Genomic DNA, 12376 nt, shown 5'->3' on the forward strand with positions numbered 1-12376 from the left:
GTTTGACTTATGATCAACACTGAATCCCTCGTAAATCGTTTTCTGCGCTATGTGCAGATCGACACGCAATCGGACCCGCAATCGACGGCGGGGCCGACTACTGAAAAACAAAAAGATCTGGGCCGACTGCTGGTTTCGGAACTCCACGAATTGGGCATCACCGATGCCGAACTGGACGATTTTGGCTATGTCTACGCCACCATTCCGGCCAACGTTCTGGACGAAGGCGACCCGGATCTGCCCACGCTGCAACCGCCCACTATCTGCTTCTGCGCCCATATGGACACCTCGCCCGACGTGACGGGGGCGGGCGTGAAGCCTATTATTCACCACGCCTGGGACGGCAGCGATATTCAACTGCCAGACAGGGAAAGTGCTGCCGATGCGCCCATTGTCATCCGCCGCGCCGACCACCCCGATCTGAACCAGCAGGTGGGCAACGACATCATTACGGCCAGCGGCACCACCTTGCTCGGGGCCGATAATAAATCAGGTATTGCCGCCATCATGGCCGCTGCCGAATACCTGATGACTAACCCGGAAGTGCCCCACGGGCGCATACGGCTACTGTTTACCCCCGATGAAGAGGTGGGGCGCGGCACGGCCAACCTCGACATGAAACGCCTCGATGCGCATTTCGGCTACACCATCGACGGCGAATCATTGGGTACGCTGGAAGACGAAACGTTTTCGGCCGACGGGGTGAAAATCGTGATTCAGGGCGTAAGTACGCACCCCGGTTTTGCCAAAGGCAAACTGGAAAATGCCCTGAAAATTGCGGGCGATATCCTGGCCGGATTGCCGCAAAAATGCCTCTCGCCCGAAACGACGGAAGGCAAAGAAGGCTTTGTACACCCCACCCACATAGAGGGTAATCAGGACCGCGTAACGCTGAATTTTATTGTCCGTGATTTCACCACCGAAGGGCTACACGCGCACGAGACGTTGCTGCAAAACCTGCTCAACAGCGTTCTCCGCGACTACCCCAACTCAACTGCCACGTTTTCGGTAACGGAGCAGTACCGCAATATGAAAGAAGTGCTGGACCGTCACCCCGCTGTGGTCGATAAGGCTCTGGAAGCCATACGCCGGGCGGGCCTGACACCCAACCGCCGCAGTATCCGGGGCGGCACCGATGGGTCGCGGCTGTCATTTATGGGTTTGCCCTGCCCCAACATCTTTGCTGGTGAACATGCCTTCCATTCGCGGCAGGAGTGGGTGTCGGTTCAGGATATGCAAAAAGCCGCTGAAGTGGTGGTGCATCTGGCGCAGATTTGGGCCGAATAGGCACCATAATCGAATGGTCTGTTGGGTTTAAGATTTTTTTAATGCCACATATAGCAGATTTGTGATTGAGTACAAATACTTTTGCACTGCTTCTCACGAAGCTATGTCTAACCAACTCCAATTGGTTAGATGAAATGGTGTGGATATAGTCGGAAAGCTATTCAGGAGTCCTGGGTAGCTTTTTTTGTGCCTGCGCGTTGCGTTACAAGGGGTATAACCAGCCTCCTATCCTGTATTTGACCGCTTTAAGTAAATCTATTTGGCTTATTCTGATTTCAACGCCAACTTATGCGGCATATCACCCGTAAACGTACGTCCATGAACCAAATCCATAAGCCATTGCTCTTAATTGCCGATGATGATGATGATGACCGTGTGCTGATTGAGCAGGCATTGAAGCAAACCGCGTTCAATGGTCAGATACGTTTTGTGGAAGATGGCGAACAGTTGATTCAGTACCTTAAAGATTGCCAGTCTGATTCGCCTGATGCCCCCCAACGGCCCACCTTACTGCTCGTAGACTTGAATATGCCCGTAGTGAATGGGATTGAAGCCCTGACTTATATTAAATCGGTGCCGGGTCTGAGGCAGCTGCCGGTGGTGATGCTCACTACCTCTTCGGCCGAAACCGATATTTCAACCTGCTACAATTTAGGCGCTTCCTCATTCGTTATAAAACCGATTACCTTTACAAAATTGGTAGAGTTGATGGATTCACTTCGGACCTATTGGTTGGGTACTGTACAGTTACCCCGGTAAGCCAGCAACGCCACTAAACATGACTTACGATCGGGCAGTTTACTACTGCTTTTTGTATAAAGATCCTTTACAAAGGGAAGGTTGAATAGCAGAGTGTGGTGCCGCACTGCACAGCAGCGAACGGACCCATTCTGTAATGGTGTGGATAGAAGCGGAAAGCCGACGGAGTTTCTCCGCCGGCTTTTTTGTTGGAACGCTTATATTTCCACTAAATCTATAATAAAACTAGGATTAAGATTGGTTAATCAGGAAACTAAGCTGCATTCGCCGCTGTTTCTGCCTCAACTGCAACTATTTCCGACTCTATGACGCTGCTTAGCAAGACCTTGTTCTGCCTTCTGCTCTGCCTGATTGCCATATCAACCGGCCAATCGACCGATAGCAACGCCGACCGAATTCTGGGCCGTTGGTTGTTTCCCAAGAAACAAACCTGTGTTGAAATTTACCGTGAGAATGGACTTTATTTTGGCCGTATGGCGCAGATCAGTGGCAGTTGCCAGGCGAGCTATGGCAACATCAGCAACAAAGTAGTACTGACTAACCTGTCCTACACGGACAACAGCTGGTCAGGAGGCACCATGATTCATCCGTCGTCGGGTATGAAATTCAGTGTGGAGATGCACATGAGTAACCCCAACACGCTGGTAGCTACAGTGTATAAGGGCATGAAAATGTTCAGCAAAGAACTGGTTCTGACCCGGCAGCAGCCGACCAGTTAGCCAAGAGCCAGGAGGTAAGAAACGAGAGCCAAGAAAAAAGACGGTGCCCGACAGTTGGACATCGTCTTTTTTCTTGGCTCTTGTTTCTTACCTCCTGGCTCTTACTTCTCAGAGTAGATCCGTAATGCGCCGACCGTCGCGGCCGGTGAAGGCATTTTGAAATTCGCGTCGTAGGGCAAGCACCCGGCGGCGGGGATGGGTTGAAATATATACCGCCCGCATTTTCAGCAGAAAGCCAACCAGCAGATACCCAAAAAACGAAGCAATCAAGATCAGCAGCGACAGGGTATTGGACATGTTGCCGTGCAGAAACAAAAACAGGATTGTATTCAGCAACGACACACTACACAGTACAGCGGTAGCTCCCGCGTGCGAGAGGCCATTATCGAGCAGGATGTGGTGCATGTGGTTGCGGTCGGCAGAGAACGGCGAACGGCCATTTAGGATGCGAACCATAAACACACGCAGCGTATCGAAGATGGGTACGATCAGCACAACCATAGCAATGATGGGGGCATCGAAAAAGCTGCGGGGATCAAAACGGTAGGTGGTATTGAGGTTCACGAACCGCACGGCGAAGAAGGCCAGGAAAAACCCGATCAGTAGTGAGCCTGTGTTGCCCATGAAAATCTTGCTGGTGTGCGAGAAATTGAACCGCAGAAACCCCACAAGCCCGCCCGCTAGTGCAAAGGCCATAGTAGCCATGGCGTAGTGTTCCGAGAGCAAAAACCAGCTGCCAAACGTGATGCTGGCAATGGTGGCAATACCGCCGGCCAGCCCGTCGATACCGTCGATGAGGTTAATGGCGTTGGTTAGCGCAATAAATACAAAACAGGTTAACATGATGCTGACCACGTCGGTAATGTAGTGGAAGCCCATGATGCCATAGAGGTAATCCAGTTTCAGGTGGCCCAAGAAGATTAGACTGCTGGCGCTAAGGAGCTGAAAACCAATCTTTTTGTTCGGATCGATGCCCACCAGGTCATCTTTCATACCGATGAAAAACAGGATGGCCGCCCCCACAATAGACAGGTTGGTGCAGTACAGGTCGCGGGGGTCGTTGATGGGCCAGATAAAATAGCTGATGAGCACGGCCGCAAAAATGGCCACTCCGCCAAACGTGGGTGTAGGCACCGAATGCGACCGGCGCTCGCCCGGTTTTTCCATCAATGACTTCAATTCCGTGATTTTAATGACAACCGGAATAGATACCACGGCCACAAAACAAGCTACCAGAAAGGCCATCAATACCTGATAGAGGCCCTGCTGAAAGGCTGTTTCGGTAAGCTTTTGCTGGATGTAGGCTAGTAGTAGATCAGGGTTCATGCGATAGGTGAGTAATGCTCGGAACGGGTAACGAGGCTGTAGGTTAACAACTCCGGGGGGACAAAAATTGTATTTTTCGCTTGATTACCAAGCTCCATTGGCTAATCTTCAGGATTGGTTAGTGAACGGTCGGGTTGTCCACGGAAAAAATTGGGCCAGTTTACGTAGTGGTTTAAGCCATAGCGTCAGCCAATGAGGTTTCAACCCATTTAGTTGCCATGCCAGCCGGTCTTCACGATTAGCCCGCAGGCGATTACTGAGGCTGCTGTTACTGACCCCGCCCATCCGCATGACCACCACTACCTCCGGCAGGTAGGCCACCCGAATCTGATGTTTGTGAATAAACCGGAGCATCAGTTCATAGTCGGCTGCTGAATGTAAGCTAGTGGTGAATAAACCCAACGACCTGTAAAGCGCCGCCCGGACAAAAAAGGTTGGATGGGGGGGCATCCAGCCTTTCAGAAAAGCACCCGGCCGATAACTGCCCGCCTGCCAGTAGCGGGTAATCTGGTCTGGCTGTTCACGTTGGGCGTAGACCAGGTCACCATATACCGCATCAACGCCCGGCTGTTGAAACAGGGCCATAACCCGGCTGATGGTGTCGGAGTGGCGATAGAGGTCGTCGGCGTTCAGAATCCCGATCACCTCGCCGGTGGCTGCGGCAATTCCTTTGTTCATAGCGTCATATAGCCCCTGGTCTGGCTCTGATACAAACCGACTGATGCACTCCCCATAGCTGCGCACAATACTGGTGGTGCCATCTGTCGATGCCCCATCAATGATAATGTATTCGATGGGGGCGTACGACTGCCCCAGCACAGACTCAATGGCGTCCGCAATGGTATCGGCCCCGTTGTACACAACGGTAATGATGGAAATGGTCATGGAGTAATGGTGCGTTGCCGAACAGCCACCGCCGGATTACCCTGATAGATGGTATACGCAGCCAGGTCGCGGGTGGCTACCGAGCCTGCCGCGAGCACTGCGTGCGTATGTAGCCGTACGCCCGGACAGACCGTGGCGCGGGCACCTACCCAAGCCCCCGCTTCGAGCACAATAGAGCGCACCTGTAGGTCGAAGGTGGGCCGCTGGTAGTTGTGGTTGCCGGTCAAAAGCATGGCACCCTGCGACAGGCAAACGTTATTGTCTATGGTGACTGCGGCGAGGTTATCTATCCAGACCTGCTCGCCAATCCAGACGTGGTTGCCAATGGAGAGTAACCAGGGGTACTTGATGTTGACGGCTGGTTTGATAAGCACCCCTTGCCCTACGCGGGCACCAAACAGGCGTAGCAAGCTTACTTTCAGCCGGGCGGGCAATGGCGCATAGGAGTTGAACAACCAGGCATTTGTGAAATGCCAGAGCACAATTTTCCAGCGGGGGCCAGGCGTATACCACCGGTTGTCATAGGCCGATAAATCGGTCTGACCCTGTTGAACGGGCGTGGGTGTGGTCATTGGCTGGTGGCGGTTTTCGTTGCGTCCCGAACTCCAACTGTGAGGTCGCGTCCGTGTTCCTGTTTGAAATACGCAATGATAGCTTGCTTGTTGTGGCCGGTATGGTGATACACTTCCATCAGCTTGGCATCGACCAGAAAGCGGTACCAGAGGCCTTGCAGGAAATGCCAGACAAACCCCTTTCGCCCGTCGAGAAAACCAAACTGCCCGATATAGCGGAACAGGAAATAGATAATGGGCCGGGTGAAGAGTGGGAGCGAGGCGTATTTCTCTTTCAGGTACCGTTTGCGTTCTTCCTGCGTACCAAACAACCGGGGCGTTACCCGCACGGTTTCGTCGAAATTGTAACGGATATTGAGCAGGTCGATCACCTCGCGGGTGGCATAGTTATTGTGTTTTTGGGTCCACCAGGTCAGGTTGTTGAGGTTATGGTCTACCAGGTCGTGCGTAAACTCGACCGTTTTGGGCGGGGCGTCGGTGGTGCCGCCCAGCTTGATGTGTTCGTCCATCCAGGTTTGTTCGCAGATGCCCTGCCCCTGCCGCCACAGCCGCAGCAGCCAGATGGGGTAATAGCCCCCGTGCCGAATCCAGCGGTCTAGAAACATGACGCGCCGTTTCACATATATGCCCGTAACGTCGGCATCGAGGGTGGGCAGGCGGTGGTTTATTTCCTCGGCAAGGTTGGGCAGGATGTACTCGTCGGCATCCATCCGCATCAGCCAGGTGGTCTTGAACGGCGTGTGGTTGATGCCGTAATTAAACTGCACGGCGTAGGTAGTCCAGGGGTTTTGCACCACTACGGCCCCCATAGCCTGCGCAATCTCGACGGTACGATCAGTAGAGAAGGAGTCAACGATAAAGACCTGCGAGGTAACAGAACGCAGACTGGTTAAGCAGCGGGCAATGTGCTTTTCTTCGTTGTGGGTGAGTATTATTACGGACAAGCCGCTCATACGCGAGAAATTGGCGAGTGCAATTTTATCGAAAATCCGGCACTTTATGAAGCAAAACCCCCATTTGCCTACCGTACAGTAAAGCACTGCGGCACTCAGGTAATCAAATGATACATGGTTACGGGTGCTTTGCTATCTTTAAAAATATACCACTGTAACTATTTGTATGATGACTACATTACCACGCCACCAACTGCGTTGGCTGATCCCTGGGTTGACACTTACCGGTTTCTTACTTGTCAGGTCACTAAGTCATTTCTGGCTGGGTAGCCACAGCCTTCAGCAAGTATTTCTATTGTTGACGGGGTTAACGGTGATAGGGTTGCTTTGGGCGCTCTTTTTGTTTTGGTGGCAGGCTGATCTGGCCCTGCGCCGGGGTCTGGCACTCACCTTTGGGCTAGGGCTGGCGGTGCGGCTGATCCTGGTGGCCATCACCCCCATGAGCAGTCATTTTGCCGACACCTGCCTCACGATGGAGTCGGGTAGCGTAATTAGCCACGACATTCGTACCTATGACCCGACCAACCAGCCTGCCCTGCGAGCACAGCTTCGCGACGATGACTACGCTTATCTGCCCCCCATTGCCAGTATCCCCGCCGACTGGAATTTCCATACGTCGACCCACCTGCCGTTGAGTCTGCTACTCTACGGCGTGTTTGACGTCTGGTGGCCTACTACGCTGGCGTTCAGGCTGAGCTTCTCGGTGCTTGACACCCTGCTGGGCTGCTTTGCCTACTGGTGGCTCTGGCTCATGTTGCTACCTCTGCGCCCGGGCGAGGTGCCTACGGGCTGGCTGGCCTACCTACGCCGGGGGCTGGCCGGACGCACCATTGAGTTTTATGTGCTGGGTTTAGTCATCCTCTCGCCGGTGCTACTAAAAGCCGGTACCGTAATTCTGGAAACCAAGGGTACCTGTAGTCTGCTCATGGTGGCATCGTTGTGCTTCTTCCACCAAAGAGCTGCGCGGCTCCGCCTCCTGGTGAGTCCGGCGCTGCTGGGCATGTCAATTGCTTACATGGGCGTGGGTGTTTTTTTGGTGCCTTACTTTGCCGGGTGGCTGCTACTGCGGCAAGCCCGGTTGGGACCATTAGTCAGCTGGCCATCGGCAAAGGCCCTGGGTGAGGCAGCTCAGTTTGGGGCCGTCACTGCCTTGTGTGCAGGAATCTGGTTTGTACCGTTCGTACCCGACATCCTGCTGATGATTAAAGCGAGGCTGGCGTTTAGTACTACCTACGTGTTGTTTGCATCGCCCTGGAAACCGGTAATGGCCCTACTGCCAGTGCACTGGACCTTGGTGAAACAGCTGTTTAGCGTCCTGTTTCTGGGAACGGCCGTTATTGGATTTCTGCGGGGGCGGCTATCTGTCAGCCTGTTTACGGCCAGCCTGTTTCTTTATTTCCTGACGGTGTCGGTTACCGACGGCAGCATGGATCGGGTGTATATGGGCCTGCTGCTGGTTATGCTACTGACCGTTGGCGAACACCGCCGCGCTGTTTACTCGCTCGTGATGATCTGTGGGGTTGGCGGCCTGCTCACGCTGTTAGTGGGGGTAGTCATTTACATCATGAAGCAGTATTTCCACCGGGGTTATGGCCTCGAATTCAGCCTGGTAGATGGGTATATCAACGCGGTTTTTTGTCTGGTATTCCTGTGGTTGCTCCTTCGCAATACGTTCGGCGAACGGCCCCCTGTTGCGCTGTCTACGCTGACCGAAGATCAACTGCGTGGCGTGGCCTGAACCACCGCTGCGCTTTGTATCAGCGGCTTAGCCATGAAGTTACGGGCATCGTGGTGTATTTTTGTTGGAAAACAGCTCCGATTGGCTGTTATGCTGTCCGTACCGTCCACGTCAATGAAGCTTCTATACATCGGTGTTTTTTACGTGTCCATGCTTTCTCCCGTTTTTGGACAGCCGCTGGCTTCATTTCAGACTCTACCCTACGAACGGCAACTCTACGCCCGCGACGGTACCAGCCGCGCCACGGTGCTCATTGAAGGCAGCGTGACAGACCCGGCCATTGTGCGAGTGGCCTGCTTTATGACCCGGGCAGGGAAACCGGACCAACAGCAGCGGGTTACAATCTCAGACACACGCACCTTCCGATTTGACCCGACCATTCGGGCCGAGCGGGCCGAATATGGCGTTAGCCTGTATGCCTACCGCGCCACGGGCGATTCGGTACTGCTGGCCGAACGCAAGCGCCTGCTCTGTGGCGACGTGTTTGTGATCTATGGGCAATCGAACGCCATTGGCCTCGGTGGCCTTGACCAGAGCAGCATCAATGACCAGTATATGCGGCAGTGTGGCTATGCCTATGGTGCTACCGACATCCCCAGCGCCATGCAGTGGTACCCCGCCAACCAACCCTATGGGGCGGTGGGGGCGTTTGGCCTCTACATGGCCGAGGCCATCATGGCCGTAACCAACATTCCCATTTGCCTCATCAATGGCGCTGAGGGAGGGGCTAGTGCCAATCAACTCAATGACCGTAACGCCAACAGCCCCACTGACCTCACCACGTTCTACGGCCGAATGCTCTACCGCACCCGCTGGGCGGGCTATCAGGGGCAGGTGAAAGCCATTTTCTTTAAGCAGGGTGAAGCCGAAGCAGGCTCGTCGGCACTAGGCTATCAGAGCAGTTTCGACCGGCTTTACCAGAACCTGCGGAAAGACTATGGCACCGCCCCGCGTATGTACGTGAGTCAGATTAATATCATGGCCCGGGGGCAGGACAACGCAGGCGAACTGCGTGATTTTCAACGACGTCTGAAACAGATATACCCTAGTGGGCTGGAAAACATTGCTACGGTAGGTACCCAGGGTTACGACGGCATCCATTACAGTTTAGAAGGTAATGCGCAAATTGCCCGCGAACAGGCCCGGCAGGTGCTGCGCGATCTGTACGGGCAGGCAGACACGATTCAGGTCAACTCGCCGAATGTTCGTAAGGTGATTCAAAACAGCCAACATGACACGCTGACGCTTGTTTTCGAGCCAGAAATGCAACTGGTCTGGACCGCCGACTCGGTGCAGGACCACGGCAATGGCCGCTACGCCCGGCTGCTGGCCGACGTATTTTACCCGGACAACCAAACCGGCCGCATCAGCACCGGCCGGGCCGTGGGTAACCGGGTTCAGCTTGTGCTTCGTCAGCCAGGACCTGTGCAGACGCTTACTTACCTCCCGCCTTTCTTTTCTGACGCCAAAAACGGGTTCTACGACGGCCCGGTGCTGAAAAATACACGGGGGATGCGGGCATTTAGTTTTGACAAAGTGGCCGTGGTTCGGGCGTTGCCCGCCATTACAAACCTGAGCCTGCTGTCCAACACCGCCACTCGTGAGATTAGCCTGTCCTGGACAGGATCGACAACCGCTGCCACCGAGGTGGTGCTGGAACGGGCCACCGCTGGTGTAACGCCCTTTGTGCCCATTGCCACCCTGCCCGCCAGTTCCACTACTTACCGCGAAAAGCCCCCAGCCAGTGCCCTGGGGCAATATCAGTACCGGCTGCGGTTAGTAAGCCCGGTGTCGGAGTCAGAGCTGAGCAACGTGGTAGCGGGCCAATTGCCGGTTATCTGTTCGCTGTCGGTCAGTCTGGGGAGCAGCAGTACTTTGGCCATTGGTGCTACGGCATCAATCTCGGCTACGGTGACGGGGGCTTTGCCTGCTACCGACGGCGTATTGCTGCGATGGGCCGGGGAAGGGGTTGCCGGAAATCAAACTAACCCGTTGGCTATTAGTGGCCTTTTACCATCATCGACCAACGTTTACACGGTCACGGCCATGCAGGGGGTGTGTTCGGCAACGGCCACGACCACGGTTACGGTGCAAACGCCCTGTGCGCTGTCGGTGGCCATTGCGGGTGCTCAGCTCATTCCGTTTGGGGAGACACTCTCGCTGTCGGCGGTGGTGACGGGTACTCAGCTGGGCATGGGACCACTTACAGCCCGGTGGAGTGGTCCGGCGGGGTATACGGCTACGGGCACTACGTTAACACAGACTGCCCTCACGCCAAACCTGAGCGGCCCCTATAGCCTTACCGTAGAACAGGGTCGTTGCCTGGCTACCGCCACAGCCGCCGTAGTCATTGAACAACCCCTTGCCATGGAAACCCCCGCCGACACGATTCGGGTGGGGCCAAATCCGTTGCGGGTGGGGCAACCCCTATGGCTCCTGCTGCCCCGGGGCACCGCCACAACGCCCTTGCAACTGACCATCTGGACCCTGACCGGGCAACGCGTGTTAACCAGCACGGTACTACCCACTACCCAGACCGAACTCCCCACTGCTAGTCTTCGTCCTGGCCTCTACCTGCTCAATATTGCCAGCACCACCCACCTGCTCTGGCAACGACTTTTGGTAGAATAGGCTAAAATCAGATGGCCTGGATATGGGCAACCTACTCTTTTCTTTAGTATCGCTAGATAATACCCAGCACTTCGGGATTTTCCTGTCGCCGGAGACACACAGCCATGTAGAGCGGGTGACTAATTGGTTTGCTTTCGCCGATTGAGCAGACTCACGATGATTAGGCTGAACAGACCAAGAAACAGGATTCGTAACCAGTTGACGTCAACCAAAGCTGAGCCCAAAGCCAGCTTCTGATACAAATTGTTGGCTACTTCATAGAGGTAACTGCCAAGGGCAATACCCACGCCTGCCCATATCGTATTCTTGTTCATGCCTGTAAACTAGGTTTAAAAGGTGTGAATGTTTGCTTAAAGCTGAAGGATATACTTATTCAATGTGCCGTCGACCGCAGCGGCAGACCGCCCGATTACCAGTAAGAGACAGTTTCGCCTTCTTTCACCTGTTCCGGCGGCCCGGTGTAAACGTACAATTGATCTCCTGTTCTTAGCTACGTTGGGCACTTCAACATGGTGTACACAGGTAATTCCTGTTACGCGTAATCGCCAACAAACAGAGCTAAGAGGTTTATCTTTTGCTTAAGATTACGCCTTCCGATTGGCTAGCTCCTGTTTGATCTGCCGGAGGGTATTGATATTGACCAGCAGAATAGGCAACAGGGCGAAAGGAACAGTTAGAAGAGAAGTAAAACCCTGTGTGACAGTTTGATAGAGGGTGATGGCAAGCAGTACGGATAGGACGCCAATAAATAAACCGGTTACGAATTTGATCGACTTCTGCTGTTTAAGCAGCTCTTCCCGGCTCATGTCTTGTAGTTTTTTGCTGTTCATATACTCGATAAAATAAGTAGATTAACAGGCCCCCGCCCTGCGGAGCTTTGAGCATGGGCTTCACTGATCTTTCTCAAAAAATAGATGCACATATAGGGCTGAATCAGACATTGTTGATGTTGTGGAGGCTAGGCGGTAGCCCTGCGCCGCATAGTGCTCCAGTTTGGTCTGAATCTCATCTTTCGACCTGCTGGCGAGGTTTTCAGCGTTGCGTTTAGCGTTCATAGATAATTCTGAGAAGTAGACTAACGCCTCCACTTTGTATTGTTTCATGAGTTGAACTCAGTTTTGTGATGATTCAGGTACGTCGCTGAACGACCACAAATTAGTTAATTCTAGTGATTGCTGGCACGTACATAAGTCCGCCGCCCGACACAAACACTGTCGCCGGAAAGCCAACCCACGCAGCGCGAACACAACTGATTAAGCTAACTGCAAGGAAGCAACGGGGAATGTATCTTCCTGCAAAGTCCCTGTTGCATCAAACCATTGACATTTAACTTGTTCTTTATCCTCCACCAGAGTCTTCAGTATAGAACCGGCTCCGTATTTCGTTCCGTAGCCCGTGACGGTCATTAGAGGACTGCCTGATTTAAGTTTGACTACGCTACCAATTGAGATTTGTTCCATTGTGTTATTTTTTCACCGAGCCTGAAGCCCGAAACTGACCTTTCGG

General features: G+C 53.7%; 13 protein-coding genes. 5 read left to right on the forward strand and 8 right to left on the reverse strand.

Going from position 1 to position 12376, the window contains the following annotated elements:
• Positions 1–9 precede the first annotated feature (9 nt).
• The 3 genes from pepT (at position 10) to J2I48_RS22260 (ending at position 2765) form a co-directional block, all read left to right on the forward strand.
• Positions 10–1287 (forward strand): peptidase T, encoded by a 1278-nt coding sequence (pepT, locus tag J2I48_RS22250; RefSeq protein ID WP_207337711.1) that lies wholly within the window; start codon positions 10–12, stop codon positions 1285–1287.
• Positions 1288–1575: 288 nt separating this feature from the next.
• Positions 1576–2046, forward strand: a complete 471-nt coding sequence (locus J2I48_RS22255) for a response regulator (RefSeq protein ID WP_229376664.1) — start codon at positions 1576–1578, stop codon at positions 2044–2046.
• 305 nt (positions 2047–2351) lie between these two features.
• A complete protein-coding gene (locus J2I48_RS22260; RefSeq protein WP_207337712.1) occupies positions 2352–2765 on the forward strand; it encodes a DUF2147 domain-containing protein in 414 nt (137 codons plus the stop codon).
• Between the two features lie 108 nt (positions 2766–2873).
• On the opposite strand, the gene J2I48_RS22265 is transcribed toward J2I48_RS22260, so the two are convergent.
• The 4 genes from J2I48_RS22265 to J2I48_RS22280 form a co-directional block, all read right to left on the reverse strand.
• Positions 2874–4091 (reverse strand): glycosyltransferase family 4 protein, encoded by a 1218-nt coding sequence (locus J2I48_RS22265; RefSeq protein WP_207337713.1) that lies wholly within the window; start codon positions 4089–4091, stop codon positions 2874–2876.
• Positions 4092–4199: 108 nt separating this feature from the next.
• Positions 4200–4976: a glycosyltransferase family 2 protein gene (locus J2I48_RS22270; RefSeq protein ID WP_207337714.1), complete on the reverse strand. Its 777-nt coding sequence runs from the start codon at positions 4974–4976 to the stop codon at positions 4200–4202.
• Positions 4973–5548, reverse strand: a complete 576-nt coding sequence (locus J2I48_RS22275) for a WcaF family extracellular polysaccharide biosynthesis acetyltransferase (RefSeq protein ID WP_207337715.1) — start codon at positions 5546–5548, stop codon at positions 4973–4975. The genes J2I48_RS22270 and J2I48_RS22275 overlap by 4 nt, the downstream gene beginning before the upstream one ends.
• Positions 5545–6501 carry a glycosyltransferase family 2 protein gene (locus J2I48_RS22280; protein ID WP_207337716.1) on the reverse strand — a complete coding sequence of 319 codons (957 nt, stop codon included), beginning with the start codon at positions 6499–6501 and terminating at the stop codon, positions 5545–5547. The genes J2I48_RS22275 and J2I48_RS22280 overlap by 4 nt, the downstream gene beginning before the upstream one ends.
• 166 nt (positions 6502–6667) lie before the next feature.
• On the opposite strand from J2I48_RS22280, the gene J2I48_RS22285 reads away from it, so the two are divergent.
• On the forward strand, positions 6668–8239 hold the full coding sequence (locus J2I48_RS22285) for a hypothetical protein (protein WP_207337717.1): 1572 nt from the start codon (positions 6668–6670) through the stop codon (positions 8237–8239).
• A gap of 114 nt (positions 8240–8353) precedes the next feature.
• Complete coding sequence (locus tag J2I48_RS22290; protein ID WP_207337718.1) at positions 8354–10870, forward strand: sialate O-acetylesterase; 2517 nt, start codon at positions 8354–8356, stop codon at positions 10868–10870.
• Positions 10871–10989: 119 nt separating this feature from the next.
• On the opposite strand, the gene J2I48_RS22295 is transcribed toward J2I48_RS22290, so the two are convergent.
• The 4 genes from J2I48_RS22295 to J2I48_RS22310 all read right to left on the reverse strand — a co-directional run bounded on the left by J2I48_RS22295 (position 10990) and on the right by J2I48_RS22310 (position 12330).
• A complete protein-coding gene (locus J2I48_RS22295; RefSeq protein WP_207337719.1) occupies positions 10990–11184 on the reverse strand; it encodes a hypothetical protein in 195 nt (64 codons plus the stop codon).
• Positions 11185–11454: 270 nt separating this feature from the next.
• Positions 11455–11700: a redox-active disulfide protein 2 gene (locus J2I48_RS22300; protein WP_207337720.1), complete on the reverse strand. Its 246-nt coding sequence runs from the start codon at positions 11698–11700 to the stop codon at positions 11455–11457.
• 60 nt (positions 11701–11760) lie between these two features.
• Positions 11761–11925 (reverse strand): DUF4177 domain-containing protein, encoded by a 165-nt coding sequence (locus J2I48_RS22305; protein ID WP_229376673.1) that lies wholly within the window; start codon positions 11923–11925, stop codon positions 11761–11763.
• Between the two features lie 198 nt (positions 11926–12123).
• Positions 12124–12330 carry a YodC family protein gene (locus J2I48_RS22310; RefSeq protein ID WP_207337722.1) on the reverse strand — a complete coding sequence of 69 codons (207 nt, stop codon included), beginning with the start codon at positions 12328–12330 and terminating at the stop codon, positions 12124–12126.
• Positions 12331–12376 lie beyond the last annotated feature (46 nt).

Origin of the sequence: Fibrella aquatilis, assembly GCF_017353255.1 — a bacterium.
In the GTDB taxonomy this organism is placed as follows: Bacteria; Bacteroidota; Bacteroidia; order Cytophagales; family Spirosomataceae; genus Fibrella; species Fibrella aquatilis.